Annotated in this window: 19 protein-coding genes; 14 read left to right on the top strand and 5 right to left on the bottom strand. The window is 68.9% G+C overall.

Features of this window, described 5'->3' with window-relative positions; all coding sequences use genetic code 11:
* The first annotated feature begins 263 nt into the window (after positions 1-263).
* From ACFORO_RS03305 to ACFORO_RS03280, 6 genes are read left to right on the top strand one after another with little or no spacing between them, the layout of a single operon-like run.
* The gene (locus ACFORO_RS03305) at positions 264-1,055 is read left to right on the top strand and encodes an MBL fold metallo-hydrolase (RefSeq protein WP_377869413.1); all 792 of its coding nucleotides are present in this window, start codon (positions 264-266) and stop codon (positions 1,053-1,055) included.
* Positions 1,052-1,639, top strand: coding sequence for a DedA family protein (locus ACFORO_RS03300; protein WP_354750009.1), 588 nt, complete (start codon positions 1,052-1,054; stop codon positions 1,637-1,639). Before ACFORO_RS03305 ends, ACFORO_RS03300 begins: the two co-directional genes overlap by 4 nt.
* Positions 1,636-3,756: a phage holin family protein gene (locus tag ACFORO_RS03295; RefSeq protein ID WP_377869412.1), complete on the top strand. Its 2,121-nt coding sequence runs from the start codon at positions 1,636-1,638 to the stop codon at positions 3,754-3,756. The genes ACFORO_RS03300 and ACFORO_RS03295 overlap by 4 nt, the downstream gene beginning before the upstream one ends.
* On the top strand, positions 3,753-3,992 hold the full coding sequence (locus ACFORO_RS03290) for a glutaredoxin family protein (RefSeq protein WP_377869411.1): 240 nt from the start codon (positions 3,753-3,755) through the stop codon (positions 3,990-3,992). Before ACFORO_RS03295 ends, ACFORO_RS03290 begins: the two co-directional genes overlap by 4 nt.
* Complete coding sequence (locus ACFORO_RS03285) at positions 3,989-4,219, top strand: putative acetyltransferase (protein WP_377869410.1); 231 nt, start codon at positions 3,989-3,991, stop codon at positions 4,217-4,219. The genes ACFORO_RS03290 and ACFORO_RS03285 overlap by 4 nt, the downstream gene beginning before the upstream one ends.
* A 10-nt stretch (positions 4,220-4,229) precedes the next feature.
* Positions 4,230-4,982, top strand: a complete 753-nt coding sequence (locus tag ACFORO_RS03280) for a class I SAM-dependent methyltransferase (protein ID WP_377869409.1) — start codon at positions 4,230-4,232, stop codon at positions 4,980-4,982.
* On the opposite strand, the gene ACFORO_RS03275 is transcribed toward ACFORO_RS03280, so the two are convergent.
* From ACFORO_RS03275 to ACFORO_RS03260, 4 genes are all read right to left on the bottom strand, one after another.
* Positions 4,948-5,745, bottom strand: a complete 798-nt coding sequence (locus ACFORO_RS03275; RefSeq protein WP_377869408.1) for a TetR/AcrR family transcriptional regulator — start codon at positions 5,743-5,745, stop codon at positions 4,948-4,950. The two genes, ACFORO_RS03280 and ACFORO_RS03275, sit on opposite strands and share 35 nt — an antisense overlap.
* 49 nt (positions 5,746-5,794) lie before the next feature.
* Positions 5,795-5,989, bottom strand: a complete 195-nt coding sequence (locus ACFORO_RS03270) for a ferredoxin (protein ID WP_377869407.1) — start codon at positions 5,987-5,989, stop codon at positions 5,795-5,797.
* 13 nt (positions 5,990-6,002) lie between these two features.
* A complete protein-coding gene (locus ACFORO_RS03265) occupies positions 6,003-7,178 on the bottom strand; it encodes a cytochrome P450 (protein ID WP_377869406.1) in 1,176 nt (391 codons plus the stop codon).
* Positions 7,179-7,365: 187 nt separating this feature from the next.
* A complete protein-coding gene (locus ACFORO_RS03260; protein WP_377869405.1) occupies positions 7,366-7,983 on the bottom strand; it encodes a TetR/AcrR family transcriptional regulator in 618 nt (205 codons plus the stop codon).
* A 125-nt stretch (positions 7,984-8,108) separates the two neighbouring features.
* Between ACFORO_RS03260 and ACFORO_RS03255 the strand changes: the two genes are divergently transcribed.
* The 4 genes from ACFORO_RS03255 (at position 8,109) to ACFORO_RS03240 (ending at position 11,038) form a co-directional block, all read left to right on the top strand.
* The gene (locus ACFORO_RS03255; RefSeq protein ID WP_354749991.1) at positions 8,109-8,723 is read left to right on the top strand and encodes a YbaB/EbfC family nucleoid-associated protein; all 615 of its coding nucleotides are present in this window, start codon (positions 8,109-8,111) and stop codon (positions 8,721-8,723) included.
* Between the two features lie 145 nt (positions 8,724-8,868).
* Positions 8,869-9,435, top strand: a complete 567-nt coding sequence (locus ACFORO_RS03250; RefSeq protein ID WP_354749989.1) for a snapalysin family zinc-dependent metalloprotease — start codon at positions 8,869-8,871, stop codon at positions 9,433-9,435.
* A 178-nt stretch (positions 9,436-9,613) separates the two neighbouring features.
* Positions 9,614-10,297, top strand: coding sequence for an alpha/beta fold hydrolase (locus tag ACFORO_RS03245; protein WP_377869404.1), 684 nt, complete (start codon positions 9,614-9,616; stop codon positions 10,295-10,297).
* 144 nt (positions 10,298-10,441) lie between these two features.
* Positions 10,442-11,038 (top strand): LysE family transporter, encoded by a 597-nt coding sequence (locus ACFORO_RS03240; protein WP_377869403.1) that lies wholly within the window; start codon positions 10,442-10,444, stop codon positions 11,036-11,038.
* Here ACFORO_RS03240 and ACFORO_RS03235 read toward each other — a convergent pair.
* Positions 11,035-12,039 carry a LacI family DNA-binding transcriptional regulator gene (locus ACFORO_RS03235; protein WP_377869402.1) on the bottom strand — a complete coding sequence of 335 codons (1,005 nt, stop codon included), beginning with the start codon at positions 12,037-12,039 and terminating at the stop codon, positions 11,035-11,037. The genes ACFORO_RS03240 and ACFORO_RS03235 overlap by 4 nt on opposite strands.
* Before the next feature lie 203 nt (positions 12,040-12,242).
* Here ACFORO_RS03235 and ACFORO_RS03230 point away from each other — a divergent pair, with 203 nt between their 5' ends.
* From ACFORO_RS03230 to ACFORO_RS03215, 4 genes are read left to right on the top strand one after another with little or no spacing between them, the layout of a single operon-like run.
* Positions 12,243-13,319 (top strand): ABC transporter substrate-binding protein, encoded by a 1,077-nt coding sequence (locus ACFORO_RS03230; protein WP_354749977.1) that lies wholly within the window; start codon positions 12,243-12,245, stop codon positions 13,317-13,319.
* Positions 13,319-14,896: a sugar ABC transporter ATP-binding protein gene (locus ACFORO_RS03225; RefSeq protein ID WP_377869401.1), complete on the top strand. Its 1,578-nt coding sequence runs from the start codon at positions 13,319-13,321 to the stop codon at positions 14,894-14,896. Before ACFORO_RS03230 ends, ACFORO_RS03225 begins: the two co-directional genes overlap by 1 nt.
* Entirely contained in the window at positions 14,868-15,827 is a 960-nt protein-coding gene (locus ACFORO_RS03220) for an ABC transporter permease (protein WP_354749973.1), read from the top strand. The genes ACFORO_RS03225 and ACFORO_RS03220 overlap by 29 nt, the downstream gene beginning before the upstream one ends.
* Positions 15,824-16,807 carry an ABC transporter permease gene (locus ACFORO_RS03215; RefSeq protein WP_354749971.1) on the top strand — a complete coding sequence of 328 codons (984 nt, stop codon included), beginning with the start codon at positions 15,824-15,826 and terminating at the stop codon, positions 16,805-16,807. The genes ACFORO_RS03220 and ACFORO_RS03215 overlap by 4 nt, the downstream gene beginning before the upstream one ends.
* Positions 16,808-16,834: the final 27 nt, after the last annotated feature.

The raw sequence follows: 16,834 nt of genomic DNA, 5'->3' as shown, positions 1-16,834 counted from the left end.
AACCGCAGCCCGCGCACCCAACGATCGAGGCACCCAGCCCCTCCCCCGCACCCCGATACGAAGCCTCCCTGCGGTCTGGTGGTGCTTGTCAAGGCATCTTTCCCGCCTTGACAAGCACCCCCAGACCGTCAGCACAATCAAACTTCGGGGTGCCCCACGCAACCAACGCAGCAATGTCGCCGCCAGGCGACGAGCCACCCCCGAACGGTGCCCCCCGCCACTCCACCGAGCATCTCCCGGAACATCCAGCAATACTCGAACCCGTGACCAGCCCGAACCTCCACTTCCTAGGCCACGCGACCACCCGCGTGGAACTAGCCGGGCAGGTAGCCCTGACCGACCCCGTGCTCACCCGCTGGATCGGCCCCCTAACCCGAGTAGTCCCCAAACCAGACCTCGCCGCCTGGTCCGCAGTAGACGTCGTCCTCATCTCCCACCTCCACGGCGACCACCTGCACCTCCCCTCCCTCAAACTCCTGGGCAAAGCCACCAGAATCCTCGTCCCCCAAGGCGCAGGCTCCTGGCTGGCCAAACAGGGCTTCACCGAGGTAGAAGAACTCTCCCCAGGCCAATCCACCACCTCCGGCCGCCTCAAAATCACCGCCACGGAAGCGATCCACTCAGGTCACCGCTGGGGCCCCCGCCTGACTCACGGCCCGCAAAGCCCAGCCCTAGGTCACCTCCTGGAAGCCGACAACCAGCGGCTCTACTCAGCAGGCGACACAGACCTCTTCCCCGGCATGGCCGATCTGGGCCCAGTAGACGTAGCCCTGCTCCCAGTCTGGGGCTGGGGCCCGAACCTGGGCCCAGGCCATCTGACCCCAGAACGAGCCGCCGAAGCCGCCGCCCTCCTCCAGGCCCGCACGGCAGTCCCCGTCCACTGGGGCACCCTGGCCCTCCCCGGCATCCACCGCACGGCCAAAATGCGCAGACTCCTCGTGGAACCCCCGCGCACCTTCGCGCACCACGTCCGCTGCCTGGGCCTGGACACCGAGGTCCTGCACACCCGCCCCGGCTCCGACGTCCTGTTCCCGGCCCGCAAGGAGCGCGGGTGAACTGGACAGACCCGTCAGCGATCGGCTACCCGGCGCTGTTCGGCGGAGTACTGCTCGGCTCCGTCATCCCGATCGTCCCGACCGGCGCGGTCGTCGGCGCGGCAGCCGCGGTCGCGATGACCACCGACCACCTCTCGCTCCCGCTGGTGATCCTGCTGGCCGTACTTGGCGCATACCTCGGCGACGTGATCACCTTCGCCGTCCCGAAACTCGGCAGTGAACCGCTGCTGCGCTTCGTAGAACGACGCCAGCAAGCCGAACGCCTCGCGAAGGGCCGCGAGCAGTTCGCGAGACGCGGCTGGCAGCTAGTGGTGATCGGCCGCCTGGTACCCGCCGGGCGCATCCCGGTGCTGCTCGCCGCGGGCACGCTCGGCTACCCGTGGCGCAAGTTCCTGCCGTCCGGTCTCCTGGCCTGCGTCCTGTGGGCGGTGGCGTACTCGCTGCTGGGCATCCTCAGCGGCGGCATCTTCGACTCGCCGCTCGTCGCGACGCTGCTCGCCACCGTCCTTGTGCTGCTCGTGACCGTGCTGACCACGCTGATCTCCAAGAAACGGGCGGCCAACCAGACGGGAGGACATCGATGACGACACCTGCTCCGGCGAAAGGCCGGTTGCTGCGCGGCGGCCGCGTCGTCGCGCGGGTCCTGCTGGTCTGGATTGCGGTCACCGGCGCGCTACGGCTGCTCGACGCGTGGCTGGACGGGTTCACGATGCAGTCCTGGTGGCAGCCGACGGTGTGCGCGCTGATCCTCGGACTGCTCGTCTCCGTGGTGTGGCCGCTCGTCGTGCGGGTGGCATGGCCGATCGCGTACTTCACTCTCGGCGTCGGCACGTACATCCTGCTCAGCGCCGCGGCGTTGGCGATCCTGCAGGCCGTGCCCGGTGTTGAGCTGCACGGTTTCTCGACGGCGGTCGTCATCACTGTCGCGATGTCCGCGGTGGGCGCGGTGATCTCCAGCGTGCTGGCCGTCGACGAGGACGAGATCTTCTTCCGCCGTGCCGCGCGACGTCGACGGAAAGCGAAGCACCGCACTGATTTCGCCGATCAACCGCCCGGCGTGGTCTTCCTGCAGATCGACGGGCTCGGTTACGACACCGTCCGCCGCGCCGTGCGGGACGGCGACATGCCGACCTTCGCCAAGTGGCTGTCCGAGGGCACGCATTCGCTCACCCGCTGGCACACCGACTGGAGTTCGCAGACCGGCGCGAGCGTCTGCGGGATCCTGCACGGTTCGAACCACGACATCCTCGGTTTCCGCTGGTACGAAAAGGATCGCGACCACGTCATGGCGTGCGCGCACCCGTCCGACGCGGCCGAGATCGAGCGGCGGCACAGCGACGGGCACGGCCTGCTGTCGATCGGCGGCGCGAGCCACGGCAACCTCTTCTCCGGCGATGCCCCGCACGTCAGCCTGACCATGAGCTCGGTGCCGGTCCTTACGCCGCGCAAGCGCCACCGAGACCGCGTTGGCGCTGGGTACCGCGCTTACTTCGCCAACCCGGTCAACGTGTTGCGGACCTTCGGTGTCGCACTCGCCGACGTCGTCCGGGAGCTGTCTGCGGCGGCCAAACAACGGCGCGCCGGCGTCCTGCCGCGAATTCCGCGCGGCGGTGTCTACCCGCTCGCCCGGCCGGGCACGACGGTGATCGCGCGCGACGTCGTGGTGTCCGCGATCATCGGCGACATGCTCGCCGGGCGGCCGGTGGTGTACGCCGATTTCCTCGGCTACGACGAGGTCGCGCACCACTCCGGCATCGAACGGTTCGACACGCTGGAGGTGCTGCGCTCGATCGACCAGCAGTTCGCACGGCTGCTGCGGGCCGGTCGGCTTTCGCCGCGGAAGTACCACGTCGTCGGGCTGTCGGACCACGGACAGACTCAAGGCCAGGCGTTCGTCGACCGGTTCGGCGAGACCGTCGAGGCGCTCGTCGGACGGCTCTGCGGCGGTACACCCGTTGCTGAGCAAGGTAAACGTCGACAGGCGGAAAGCTGGCAGGTCAACGCCGCACTGGCGGAGGCAACCGCGACCGGCGGCCTGATCGCGCGACGGTTGCGGGCCCGGGTCGAAGGCGCGGAAGGAGCCGAGAACCGGCCGCGCACGGCGACCGGCTCGCCAGGGCAGGTCACGCGCGTGGCTCCCGGAGTCGTCGCTGTGGTGTCCGGGCATCTGGCGATGGTGTCGTTCACCGAGCACGAGGGCCGGGTCGAGCTGGAGACGATCGAGCGCGAGTACCCGGACCTGCTGCCGACGCTGGTCGACCACGACGGCGTCGGATTCCTGCTGGTCCGCAGTCGCGAATTCGGCCCGGTGGTGCTGGGCCGCGACGGGTTGAAGCGGCTCGCGACCGGCGTCGTGATCGGCGAAGACCCGCTGGCCGACTACGGTCCGTATGCCGCTGAGCTGGTCCAGCGCGTCGACAGCTTCCCGCATTGCGCCGACATCATGATCAACAGCCGGTACGACGCGGACTCCGACCAGTCCTCGCCGTTTGAACGGCACGTCGGCTCGCACGGCGGGCTCGGCGGACCGCAGCAGCGCGGCTTCCTGCTGCATCCGCGAGAATTCCCGGCGCCCGGCGAACCCGTCGGCGCGGAGGCCGTGCACCGCGTGTTCCGCGACTGGCTCACGTTCCTCGGCCATCCGGAACCCGGTGCGGCCGAAGGCAAAACCGCTGTCGTCCCCTCGGAGGTAGTGTCATGAGCAACCCGATCGTCTACGGCGCGAGCTGGTGCCCGGACGTCAAACGCAGCCGCGCGCTGCTCGACGACAAGGGCGTCGAGTACGACTATGTGGACGTCGAGGCCGACCCCGCCGCCGAAGCCCGCGTACGCGAACTGCAGGACGGTGCCCGCCGCATCCCGACCATCGTCTTCGCGGACGGCAGCCACCTCGTGGAGCCGAGCGACGACGAACTGAACGCCCACCTGTCGCGGTGACCCCGCTGACGGAACTCCCGCTGGGCACGCGGGTTGTCGTGCGATACCGGATCGAGGGCGGATTCACCGACGCCCTCGGTTCGCTTCGCGCTCGCGACGCTGAGACCTGCACCGTCGAGACCAAACGCGGGCTGGTCGTCGTCCCGTTGGCGGCGGTGGTCGCGGCCAAACCGGTGCCGCCGGCGCCGCAACGAAAATCGAGTGGCCCGCCCGAGCCGAATTTGTGACGATCACCGGATGCGCACCTTCGACGAACTGGTGGACGAGGCCTCGTCGGTATCCGTCGACGGCTGGGACTTCTCGTGGCTCGACGGGCGGGCCAGCGAGCAGCGGCCGTCCTGGGGGTATCAGCGGCTGATCGGCGAGCGGATGCGGGACGTCCAGTCCGTTGTGGACATCCAGACCGGCGGCGGCGAGGTGCTGGCAGGCGTGCCGGTGCTGCCACCGCTGACCGTCGCCACCGAATCGTGGCCGCCGAATCTCGAGAAGGCCGCCGCGTTGCTCGAACCTCGTGGCGCGATCGTCGTCGCGGACACCGACGAGCCGCCGCTTCCGTTTCAGGACAACACGTTCGAGCTGGTGGTCAGCAGGCATCCGGTCACCGTCTGGTGGGACGAGATCGTGCGGGTCCTCAAGCCCGGCGGCAGCTATCTGTCGCAGCACGTCGGGCCGTGGAGCGTGTTCGAGCTGGTCGAGTACTTCCTCGGGCCGCAGACGCCGGAAGTGCGCAACAGCAGGCATCCGGACCGCGCGAAGGCCGAAGCGGAGAAGGCCGGGTTGGAAGTGGTGGACCTGCGCTTCGAGGAACTGCGCACCGAGTTCCACGACATCGGCGCGGTGATTTACTTCCTGCGCAAGGTGATCTGGATGGTTCCAGGGTTCACTGTGGACGAATACCTGCCGCGCCTGCGCGAGCTGCACGAGGAATTGCGGAAGGGACCGTTCGTGGCGACGACTACGCGGTATCTGATCGAGGCGCGCAAGCGATAGCCGCTTCGATGCCGTCCGCCAGCACCGCCACGCCAGCGTCGAAGCTCAACCGTGCCTCATGCTCCAAATAGGACACTCCCGCAGGCGGCGGCGCGCTCTCCTCGCCTAGCCGGGCGACATGCGGGTACCGCTCAGCCAGATCGGGAGCCAGCTCGCCGAGCGCGGACGTCCGTGCCCGCCACCAGTCCTCATCGGACAGTCCGGTTTCCTTGAGTGCCAGCCGCGATTCGGCGGCGATCTGCACCGCGCCGCGCACGACGTTGAGCAGCGCGCCCACCAGCCGCCGCACCTGGCCGGCGGGCAGGCCGGTCGCGAACAGCACCCGCAGCACCGTTTCCTGCATCCGGAACTCCCCCGGACCCAGCACCGGACGCGCGTAGGACACCTGCAGCAGCCACGGGTGGCGCAGATGGAAGTCCCACAGGTCGCTGGCCAAAGACACCAGCGCGAGACGCCAGCCGCCGGACAGGTCGTGGTCGTCGCGGAGATCGCCGAACACCTGGTCGCACATCAGGTCGATCAGCTCGGTCTTGCTCGGCACGTACGTGTACAGCGCCATCGCGGTGCGCCCGAGCCGGTCCCCGACCGCGCGCATCGACAGCGCCGACATGCCTTCGGCGTCCGCGAGTTCGATCGCCGCGCCCACGATGAGGTCCACGCTCAGCGCGGGTTTCGGCCCCGGCGCGCTGCGCGATTCGACGCCCGCGCGCCACAGCAGCTCCATCGAACGGCGGGCGTCGCCCTGCCCCGCGAACACGACCACCGGCGACCCCTTTCCCCTTACAGGATAAAGGACCGCCGGGGCCGCCGGCTCAGCCGTCCACCTCGATCGCGAGGGCCGGGCAGAGCTGCGCCGCCTCCTTCGCCTGCGCGTGCAGATCCTCCGTCGGGTTTTCCTGCAGCAGCACCACGATCCCGTCCTCGTCGCGCTGATCGAACACCTCGGGCGCGACAAGCACGCACTGCCCGGCCCCGACGCAGCGGGCCTGGTCGACGACCACCTTCATCTCGCGACTCCTTTCACCAGGTCACGGGGAGTTCGTGCACCCCGTAGACGACCATGTCGTGCTTGAACTTCAGCTCGTCCACCGGCGCGGCCAGCCGGAGCGTCGGGATCCGCCGGTACAGCGTCCGGTACACCACCTGCAGCTCGACCCGCGCGAGCGGCTGGCCGAGGCATTGGTGCACGCCGTAGCCGAACGCGACGTGGTGGCGCGCCCTGCGGGTGACGTCGAGCTTGTCCGGCTCCGGGAACTGCGTTTCGTCGCGGTTGGCGACGTCCGTGGCCGCGACCAGGCCCTCGCCCTTGCGGACGGTCTGCCCGCCGATCTCCAGGTCTTCGAGCGCGACGCGGCGGCGTCCGGAGTGGACGATCGTCAGGTAGCGCAGCAGTTCCTCGACCGCGTTGGCCAGCAAGGCGTCGTCGCCGTCACGGACCGCGGCGAGCTGGTCCGGGTTCTCCAGCAACGCGACCGTGCCGAGCGCGATCATGTTCGCCGTGGTCTCGTGCCCGGCCACGAGCAGCAGCTGCCCCATCGCGGCCGCTTCCTCGACGGTCATCGCGCCAGCGGAGACCGGTCCGTTCGCGAGCCTGCTGAACACGTCGTCGGCCGGGTCGTCGATCTTCTTCTCGACCAGCCGCCCGAGATAGCCCTGCAGTTCCTCCGCCGCCGCGAGCGACTCTTCGGCGGTCGCCTCCCGCGAGACCAGGACCTTGCTGCAGCGATGGAAGAAGTCGCGATCCTCGTACGGCACGCCGAGCAGTTCGCAGATCACCAGCGACGGCACCGGCAGCGCGAACGCCTGGACGAGGTCGGCGGGTTTCGGACCGGCCAGCATCTCGTCCAGCAGTTCGTCGACGATCTGCTGGATCCTCGGTCGCATCGCCTGGATCTTCTTCACCATGAAATCGCCGGTGAGCAGCCGGCGCTGGGCGGCGTGCTCCGGCTCGTCCATGCCGATGAACGATTTGAACCGGTTGCGCCGTGCTTTGATCCCCGGCGTCTGCGGCGGATAGCCCGCCCGGTCGGGTTCGGCGCTCACCCGAGGGTCGGCGAGCAGCGCGCGCACGTCTTCGTAGCGGGTGAACAGCCACGGTTCGCTGCCGTCCCAGATCCGCACCCGCGACACCGGCTCGTCGCGCAGCTTGCGATCGAGTTCGGGCGGCGGATCGAACGGGCAGCGCCCGCGGCTCATCGGAAAGTGCTCTACGGGCCGGGCCTCCGGCATCACAGCCTCCTGGAGGAGAAGTCACCAAACGAGTGTTCGGATACTTACTGAACACATGTTAGGAGTCCTGGTGAGCACTTGCCCAGGACTGCGGTCCAAGATCACCGGGATGGCCGTGGACGACCGTGGCAAACGGGGAGGAAACGCCCGTGGCTCAAGCGAAAATGAGCGCCAGCAGTTCGTCGGCGAAACTCACGACTTGGTCTCCGCCCGGCTGCCGTCCCGTCGAATGGAACAGCGCGACGCGGCCGTGCGCGCCGACGAACGCGATCACTCCGGCCCGTTCGGCGGGCACCCGGAGCGCGGTGCCGGACTCGGCGCAGCGGGCGAACGCGGCGGTGATCCGGTCGACGAGATCGACCGCCGGACCGTGCGGCCGGGCCTCCGGCGACGGCCGGCTGGCCCCGTTGGCGGTCATCAGCCGGTAGTGGCCGGGGTTGGCCATCGCGAACCGGCAGTACGTGTGCAGCAGCGCGCGCACCCGGCCGACCGCGTCGCGGGCGGGAACGCGGGACTCGGCCGCGTCCATCGCGACGCGCAGCCGCCCGAACTCGTACTCGGCGAGCCCGGTGACGAGCGCGGCCCGGTCGCTGAAGTGCTGGTAGATGCTGGCCGGGGCGATGCCGACGGCGCGGGCGACCCCTCGGATGGTGAGCGCGTCCTCGCCGTCGAGTTCCGACAGGAGCCTGCTGGCCGCGGCGAGGATTTCCCCGCGCAGCCGTTCGCCCTCGCCCCAGCGGTTGCGCGTACGGGCCTGGACTTCTTCGGACACTTGCCCATTGTTACCGCTCGCGTTGCCCCCGTCCGCCCCGGCCCGCCGCGGATGTCGATCGTTTCGTCGCCCGGCAGCCATCCGAGGTTCACCAACTGGGCGGGGGCGGCCGATAGCGTTCGCCGGTGGACGATCAGGGGTGGCTGGACGACTTCCAGCGGCGGATTGACGAGATGCAGGCCAAGAGCGCTGCCCTGCAGGAGACGCTGAGCACCGCGGAGGGCCGCGCCAAATCGGGCGACGGGCTGGTGTCGGTTTCGGTCGCCCCGAACGGCACGCTCAAGAACCTCGAGATCGACGACCGCGCCCTGCGGCACGGGGGCGCCCGGCTCACCGCCTCGATCATGGACGCCTACGGCAAAGCCCAGCGCCAGGTGTCGCGCGACGTCATCGACGCGTTCGAGCCGATCGCCGGCGACAGCGAAATGATGAACGTGGTCAAGTCGTATCTGCCGGAGCCGGAGGAAGAGCCCGAGCCGCAGCCGCCCGCCGAGCCGCCGCGGTCCGAACCGCCCGCCCGGTACCCGGCGCCTCCGCCGGGCAGCACCACCCCGCCGGGCAGCGCGGCTTACGGCCGCCCGATGCCCCCGCCGGCCGGCGCGACCCACAGCCGTCCGCCAATGCCGCCTCCCGGCACGACCCCGCCGCCCCCGGCCGCGCCCGAACCGCCCCGGCCGACGTCCGGGCCGCACCGCAGGCGCGCCGCCGGCGAGGACGACGACGAGATGCAGCCCTGGTAACGGCTTGTCAACCCGTCGTTAGTGGTGGGAAATCACCAGTTGCCGGACCGTACGAATGGGGGGTCACATTCCGGGAGCTTCTGCCTACTTTGGGTTGAGCGCGCGCAAACCCGGCAAACTCCCCCATCCCCCCAGGAGCTTTCTTATGTCCAGGAAGTTCGTGCTGTCCGGCGCGGTCGCACTCGCTCTGGCCGCAGCCCCGCTCTCGGGCGCCGTAGCAGTCGCTGCTCCGGCTCCTGCCCCGTCTGTCGCCGCGACGACCACGGTCTACTACTCGACGGCAGGCGCGCCGTCGTTCCGGGCCGCGATCAACGCGGGCGCGGCGAACTGGAACCGCGCGGTGACCAACGTGAAGCTGGTCGAGCGCTCGTCCGGGGCCTCGCTGCGGTACGTCGAGGGCAACGACCCGCGCGGGTCGTACGCGCAGACCGACGGACACGGCTACGGCACCATCTTCATCGACTACACCCAGGCCCGCCAGTACGACAACACGCGGATCACCGCGCACGAGACCGGCCACGCGCTCGGTCTGCCGGACCACTACTCGGGCCCGTGCTCGGAACTGATGTCGGGCGGCGGCCCCGGCCCGTCCTGCCACAACGCCAACCCGAACTCGCAGGAAGCGTCCCGGGTGCAGCGGCTGTGGGTCAACGGAATCCGCGCGGCGGCCGGACCGCAGCAGCGGATCTACGAGCAGGTGCCGGTCGGCTGATCGGCTGAGCGAGCGGCGGCCGGGCGCGTCCCGGCCGCCGCTTCGCTGTCAAGGCTTCCTTGTCAGATAGCGCCGTTCGGGCCCGGGTTGAGGTCGGAATCCTCCTCTTTCCGCCGGGACAGCGAATCCCCGGACGCCGCCGGTGGTTGGCTTGCCTCCAGACGAAGGGGAGGCATTCATGGCGGAAATCGTTCTGGTCCACGGCGCTTGGAGCGACGGGTCGGCGTGGCTGGAGGTGATCCCCGCGCTGCATCGGCAAGGACACCGGGTCCGTGCGGCACACCTGCCGATGACCTCGCTCGCGGACGACATCGCCGAGGTCCGCCGGGAAGCCGCCACCTTCAGCGGCCCGGTCGTCCTGGCCGGTCATTCCTACGGCGGCGCGGTGATTTCCGGTGCGGCCAAGGATAATCCGCAGGTCAACGCCCTGGCTTACTTCGCGGCGTATGTCCCGGACGAGGGCGAGAACGTGCCTTCGCTGAACGGCAAGTTCCCGGACTCTCCCGGCAACGACGCGATGGTGTTCCGCGAGGACGGCTGGTCGTCGATCGACCCGGACCGCTTCCACTACGCCTTCGCCGCCGACGTGGCTCCCGAACGGGCTGCCGCGCTGGCCTCGGTGCAGCGGCGCGCTCGCGCCGAATGCTTCGCGGTACCCGCGGGTCCGGGTGCCTGGCGCGATCTGCCGACGGCTTACGCAGTGTCCACAGAGGACCGGATTCTCCACCCGGACCTGCAACGCTGGCTCGCCGAGCGGGCTGGGGCTGATTGTGTCGAGCTGGCGGCCAGCCACTATTCGCTGCTCTCCCAGCCGGAAGCGGTGGCGACGGTGATCGACAAGATCGCGGCCCGCGGCGAGTAGCCGGGAATTCAGTTGCCCAGTCCCGTTCGGACAGCCGAGTATTCCGGCCATGACCACCGAACCCGCCCGTCGTGACCCGTCCCGTTGTCCTGCCCCTGACGGCAAGCAGCAGACGGCGCAGGAAGGGACCAGCCAGGCCGTCCGATGAGCGCCGCGCTGGTCGCGGGGCTTGTCGCCGGGTACGGGATCGCCATGCCGGTCGGTGCGATCGGCGTCTACCTGGTCGAGCTCACCGCGCGCACGTCGTGGCGGGTCGGGGCGGCCGCGGCGATGGGCGTGGCCACCGCGGACGGCGTCTACGCCGTTCTCGCCACCACCGGCGGCGTCGCACTGGCCCCGCTGCTCGCCCCGATCACCACTCCCCTGCGCCTGACCTCCGCCGCCGCGCTGTTCCTGCTCGCCGCGTGGACGGCGGTCCGGGCCATCCGGCGTTATCGATCCGCCGAAGCTCCTTTGCTGGCAACGGAACCACACCCACTACGGGCGTACGCGACCCTGCTCGGCCTGACCCTGCTCAACCCGTCCACCATCATCTACTTCACCGCACTCGTCCTCGGCGAACGACCGGCGAACGGCACTGTGTTCGCCGCCGCCGCGTTCGCCGCTTCCGCCAGCTGGCAACTGCTGCTGGCGATCGGCGGCGCGTTGCTCGGACGCGGTCTGACCGGTCCGCGCGGACGGCTCGGTACCGCATTGCTGTCCAGCGTGGTGATACTCGTACTGGCGGTTCGGCTGCTCTAGGAAACGACCGTGCTTTCCCTTATCTCCAGGGAAAACGGCGGCTGCACCGAACGCGGCGCGGCACTCTCGGTACCGGCGAGGCGGCTGTGGATCAGGTCGATCGCGGCCTCGGCGATGGCCGCCTTGTCCGGCGAGATCGTGGTGAGCGCGGGCAGGCTGAACGCGCTCTCCTCGGTGTTGTCGAAGCCGACGATCGCGATGTCATCCGGCACCCGCAGCCCGTGCTCGGCCACCGAGCGCAGCGCGCCGACGGCCAGCAGGTCGTTGAAGCAGAACACCGCGTCCGGTGGTTCTTCCTTTGCCAGCAGCCGTTTCATCGCCGCCGCCCCCTCGGCGCGATGGTACTTCGCCACCGGCTCTACCAAGGAATCCGCCGACGGCAAACCCGCATCCGCCAACGCGGCCCGATAACCGGCGAGCCGCAGCGACGAGGTCCCGCGCTTGGGGTTCGCGCCGATGGCGGCGATCCGGCGACGGCCGAGCGAAACCAGATGCGACACCGCGACGTGCGCGGCCTGCACGTTGTCGATCGCCACCCGGTCCAGCGCGACGTCCACCGCGTGCTCGCCGAGCAGCACCAGTGGGATTTTCCCTTCCGCGTCAGGGAAATCGTCCGCTTCGAGCGCTTCGGGATGCACCAGGGCACCGTCGACCAGATGCGGGCCCAGCGAGTCCACAGTGGCCCGTTCCCGGTCGCGAGTCCCTTGCGTCTGCTCGATCAGCACGCTCCAGCCGCGGCGCTGCGCGGCGGTGATCACCAGCCCGGCCATTTCGCCGAAGTACGGAATGCTCAGCTCCGGCACCATCAACGCCAGGAACCCCGTCCGCCCGCGACGCAGGTTGCGCGCTCCGACGTTCGGCCGGTACCCGGTCGCGGCCAGCGCTTCTTCGACGCGCCGCCGGTTCTCCGGCTTCACGAACGCGTAGCCGTTCACCACGTTCGACACGGTTTTCACCGAAACGCCCGCCAGCGTAGCGACGTCCTTCAGGGTCACGGCCACGCTGACTCCTCATCTCGTCCGCCCAGAGCCCATCACGAGCCCGCGAGGCTTCCGGCACCAGCCCCGACGACCACGTAGTGTAGCGACGTTTTGCCTGTTTACAACGTTGTTCCAACGATGTAAAAATAGCCGGAGCTCAGCGGGGTGACGGGCGTCACGCCGCCGAGCGGGTTGCCCCAGTCGTCGGCTGCGAGGAGTCCGCCGTGTCCCCGTCCGTCCCTGCCCGCTTCGCCCTGGTCGCCGGCGCCGCCACGGCACTCGTGCTCGCCGGCTGCACCAGCCGCGAGGAAACCCCGGCCGCGCAAAGCAATGGCTCCGGCCCGGCCGCCTCGGCCGCGTCCGCCGCGCCGAGCGCCGACGGCTGCACCATCGACAAGACCGGCTACCCGAAGCTCGACCCGAAGACGGCGATCGTCGGCTTCTCCCAGTCGGAGAAGGAGGCGAACCCGTTCCGGATCGCCGAGACGCAATCCATCCGCGACGAGGCGGGCAAGCTCGGCATCCCGGCCGACCACCTGCTCACCACGAACGCGCAGAGTGACCTCAACAAGCAGATCTCGGACATCAAATCGCTGCTGGACCGGGGCGCGCAGCTGCTCATCGTGGCCCCGCTGAACTCCGACGGCCTGCAGCCCGCACTCGACGCGGCGAAGGCGAAGAAGGTCCCGGTGGTCACCATCGACCGCCAGGTCACGTCGAAGGCGTGCACCGATTACCTGACCTTCATCGGGTCCAACTTCATCGAACAGGGCCACCGCGCGGCTGCCTCCCTGGCAAAGGCCACCGGCGGCAACGGCAAGGTCGCGATCCTGCTCGGCTCCTCGGGCAACAACGTGACCACCGACCGCACCAAGGGCTTCAAGGACGAACTCGCGAAGACGCCCGGCCTCACCGTGGTCGCCGAGCAGACCGGCGAATTCGACCGCTCCAAGGGCCAGTCGGTGATGGAACAGCTGATCCAGAGCCATCCGGACCTCACCGCGGTGTACGCGGAGAACGACGAGATGGGCATCGGCGCGGTCAACGCGCTCAAGACCGCGGGCAAGAACCCGGGCAAGGACGTCAAGGTCGTGTCCGTCGACGGCACGCGCAACGCGGTGCAGCTGATCGTGGACGGCAGCTACAACGCGGTCATCGAATCGAACCCGCGGTTCGGGCAGCTGGCGTTCCAGACGCTGCAGCAGTTCGAGGACGGCAAGCCGATCCCGCCGAGCATCGTCATCACCGACGACTCCTACGACGAATCGAACGCGGCCAAGAAGGTCGGGAACGCGTACTGATGACGAGCACGGCCGACACCGAGGTGGCGACCATGACCGCACCAGTGCTCGAGGTGTCCGGGGTGACCAAGCGGTTCCCCGGCACCGTGGCCCTCGACGACGTCTCCTTCCGCCTGCGCCGCGGCGAAATCCACGCGCTGGTCGGGGAAAACGGCGCGGGCAAGTCCACGTTGATCAAAGTCCTCACCGGCGTGTACCGGCCGGACGAAGGCGAGGTCCGCCACCTCGGCGAACCGGTCGGGTTCCGCAAGCCGATCGACGCGCAGCGCGCCGGGATCTCCACCATCTACCAGGAGGTCAACCTCGTCCCGCTGATGAGCGTGGCGAGCAACGTCTTCCTCGGCCGGGAACCGCGCACCCGCACCGGATTGGTGGACTGGTCCGCGATGAACGAGCAGGCGCGCGAGCTGCTCAGCGGATACGGGATCGACACCGATGTGCGGCGTCCGCTGCACACGCTCGCGGTGGGTGCGCAACAGATGGTCGCGCTGGCTCGCGCGGTGTCCACAAAGGCCGGTGTGGTCGTGATGGACGAGCCGACGTCGTCGCTCGAACCGCGTGAAGTGGATACTTTGTTCGAGGTGCTGGCCCGGCTGCACGCCGACGATATCTCGGTGCTTTATGTAAGCCATCGGATGGACGAGCTGTATCGGGTGTGCGACAGCGTCACCGTGTTGCGCGATGGCCGAGTTGTCCACAGTGGACCGCTGAAGCCGTTGCCGCGCATCGAGTTGGTGTCGATGATGCTCGGCCGGGAGATCCGGCAGATCCGCGCCGAGGGCGTCACCGCGTTCGGCGAGGAGCATCACGCGGAGAAGGAACCGTTGCTGCAGGCCTCTCATTTATCTGGCGGGAACAAGCTGCACGACGTTTCGGTGAGTGTTCGGCCGGGCGAGGTTGTCGGCCTGGCTGGGCTTCTCGGGTCCGGCCGGAGCGAGACCGCGCGAGCTGTCGTCGGAGCGTTCCCGCTTGACGGCGGTACCGTACTGTTGGCCGGAAAGCCGTTGAAGCGCGGGAAGATCTCCGCCGCGATGCGGGCCGGGATCGCGTTGCTGTCCGAGGATCGCAAGGCGGACGGGATCATTCCGAATCTGTCCGTCCGCGAGAACATCGTGCTCGCCGCGCTGCCGCGACTGTCCACTTTCGGCTTTGTCAGCAGGTCCAAACAGGACCGAGTGGTGAAGACGTTCATGGAACGGTTGCGGATCAAAGCGTCCAGCCCGGAGCAGAAAGTGTCCGAACTGTCCGGCGGCAACCAGCAGAAGGTGCTGCTGGCGCGCTGGCTCGCCACCGGGCCGAAGGTGCTGCTGCTGGACGAACCAACCCGCGGCATCGACGTCGGAGCCAAGGCCGAGGTGCAGGCGCTCATCGACGAACTGGCTCAGGACGGGCTCGGCGTGCTGCTGATTTCATCCGAACTGGAAGAGATTCTCGACGGCGCGGACCGGGTGGTCGTCCTGCGCGACGGCAGCGTCGCCACCGAACTGGCCGGCGACGCGGTCACCGAGGACAACGTGCTGGCGGCCATCGCCGCAGGGGGTGACAACGATGTCGACCGCGACACTGACGAGACCTGACCGCGCCCGCGTCACGAGCTGGCTGCAGAACTACGGCGTGTATCTGGCCGTGGTCGTGCTGCTGCTGTTCAACATCGCGTTCACGCAGAACTTCCTCTCCGCGGCCAACTTCCGCACCCAGTTGGTGCAGGCCGCGCCGGTGTGCATCGTCGCGCTCGGCATGGCGCTGGTGATCGGCACCGAGGGCATCGACCTGTCCGTCGGCTCGGTGATGTCGGTCGCCGCGGCGCTCGTCCCGCTGTATCTCGGGGCCGGGCCGCTGATGGTGATCGTGGTCGCGCTGGTCGCCGGGGTCGCTTCCGGGCTGTTCAGCGGGTTTCTGGTGGCACAGCTCGGTATTCAGCCGATCATCGCGACACTAGCCCTATTGGTCGGCGGTCGCGGGCTAGCTCTCGTGATCGCGCACGGACAGCTGGTGCAGTTGCACAATCCGGACTTCCTCGCGCTCGGCACCGGCGATGTCCTCGGTGTGCCGATCATGGTTTTGGTGGCCGCGGTTCTCTCCGTGCTAGCCGGATTACTGGTGCGGCGCACCACCTTCGGCCGACACCTGGTCGCGGTCGGCGGCAACCGTCCCGCTGCGACACTCGCCGGGCTGCCGGTGAAACGCGTCCTGATCGGCGTGTACGCCATGTCCGGTGCGCTGGCGGCGATCGCTGGCGTGCTGTCCACCGCACGGCTCGCCGCGAGCGACCCCAACGATCTCGGCCTGCTGATGGAACTTTCCGCGATCACCGCGGTGGTGGTCGGCGGGACTCCGCTCACCGGCGGCCGGGTACGCGTGCTCGGCACGGTGTTCGGGGCGCTGCTCATGCAACTGGTGCACGCCACGCTGATCAAGCACAACCTGCCCGATTCCGCCGCGCAAATGGTGCAGGCCGCCATCATCGTCGCCGCGGTGTACGTCGCCCGGGAACGGAGCACGCGATGATCGCGACCACCGCCGCCCCGCCATCGGAACGGGGTGCCGCGTTCGCCGCGGTCCTGCAACGCCAAGGCGCGGCCGTGGTGCTCGTGCTCGGCGTGGCCGCCGCGTGGTTTGCCTTCCCACGTTTCGGATCCGCGGACAACCTGCGCGACCTCGCGCTGCAAAGCTCGTTCCTGGCAGTGATCGCGCTGGGCATGACGTTCGTGATCATCTCCGGCGGGATCGATCTGTCCGTCGGCTCGGTGTACGCACTGGGCGGCGTGCTGGCCGCATACGGCTCTCGCTACGGCCTGGTCATCGCGATCCTGCTGCCGCTGGTCGTTTGCGGACTGATCGGGTTCATCAACGGCCTTCTCATCGCCCGCACGAAAATGGCGCCGTTCATCGTCACGCTCGCCTCGTTGTTGTTCGCTCGCGGGCTCTTGCTGGCCTTGACCAACGAGGGCGCGACAACGTACAAAGTGGAGCCGGGATCGGCGTTGCTCTGGCTGGGGCAAGGCAAGATCTTCGGCGTCGGCGTGCCGGTGTACCTCGCTTTGGTCCTTTTCGGACTCGGCGGGCTGCTGCTGCGCCGGACCCGGTTCGGCCAGTCGGTGTTCGCTCTCGGCGGCGCGGAACAGTCCGCGTTGCTGATGGGTCTTCCGGTGGCCCGCACTAAGATCACCCTCTACACGCTCAGCGGCACGCTCGCCGGATTCGCCGGCGTGCTCACCGCGGCGTATCTGCAATCGGGCGTCACCGTGCTCGGCGTCGGCACGGAACTGGACGCGATTTCCGTCGTCGTCATCGGCGGAACGCTGCTCACCGGCGGCGCGGGAACCGTCATCGGCACGCTCGTCGGCGTGCTGCTGAAGACGCTGATCCAGAACGTCATCAACCAGGTCGGCACCCTCGATTCCAACTACCAGACGGTGGTCAGCGGCGCGTTCCTGCTGGTCGTCGTCGTGATCCAGCGGCTGCTGGCCCGCTCCCGCCGATCCTGACCCCGTGCCGCTCCATCCGCGCTGATC

Origin of the sequence: Amycolatopsis halotolerans (assembly GCF_042647905.1) — a bacterium.
Lineage (GTDB): Bacteria > Actinomycetota > Actinomycetes > Mycobacteriales > Pseudonocardiaceae > Amycolatopsis > Amycolatopsis halotolerans.
This window is presented reverse-complemented; position numbering and strand designations above follow the sequence as displayed.

Excerpts from the sequence above, each read along its gene's own strand:
- ACFORO_RS03245 (WP_377869404.1), top strand. The coding sequence starts at position 9,614 with ATGGCGGAAATCGTTCTGGTCCACGGCGCTTGGAGCGACGGGTCGGCG.
- ACFORO_RS03270 (WP_377869407.1), bottom strand. The coding sequence starts at position 5,989 with ATGAAGGTGGTCGTCGACCAGGCCCGCTGCGTCGGGGCCGGGCAGTGC.
- ACFORO_RS03250 (WP_354749989.1), top strand. The coding sequence starts at position 8,869 with ATGTCCAGGAAGTTCGTGCTGTCCGGCGCGGTCGCACTCGCTCTGGCC.
- ACFORO_RS03265 (WP_377869406.1), bottom strand. The coding sequence starts at position 7,178 with ATGAGCCGCGGGCGCTGCCCGTTCGATCCGCCGCCCGAACTCGATCGC.
- ACFORO_RS03290 (WP_377869411.1), top strand. The coding sequence starts at position 3,753 with ATGAGCAACCCGATCGTCTACGGCGCGAGCTGGTGCCCGGACGTCAAA.
- ACFORO_RS03240 (WP_377869403.1), top strand. The coding sequence starts at position 10,442 with ATGAGCGCCGCGCTGGTCGCGGGGCTTGTCGCCGGGTACGGGATCGCC.
- ACFORO_RS03225 (WP_377869401.1), top strand. The coding sequence starts at position 13,319 with ATGACGAGCACGGCCGACACCGAGGTGGCGACCATGACCGCACCAGTG.
- ACFORO_RS03220 (WP_354749973.1), top strand. The coding sequence starts at position 14,868 with ATGTCGACCGCGACACTGACGAGACCTGACCGCGCCCGCGTCACGAGC.
- ACFORO_RS03280 (WP_377869409.1), top strand. The coding sequence starts at position 4,230 with ATGCGCACCTTCGACGAACTGGTGGACGAGGCCTCGTCGGTATCCGTC.
- ACFORO_RS03215 (WP_354749971.1), top strand. The coding sequence starts at position 15,824 with ATGATCGCGACCACCGCCGCCCCGCCATCGGAACGGGGTGCCGCGTTC.
- ACFORO_RS03295 (WP_377869412.1), top strand. The coding sequence starts at position 1,636 with ATGACGACACCTGCTCCGGCGAAAGGCCGGTTGCTGCGCGGCGGCCGC.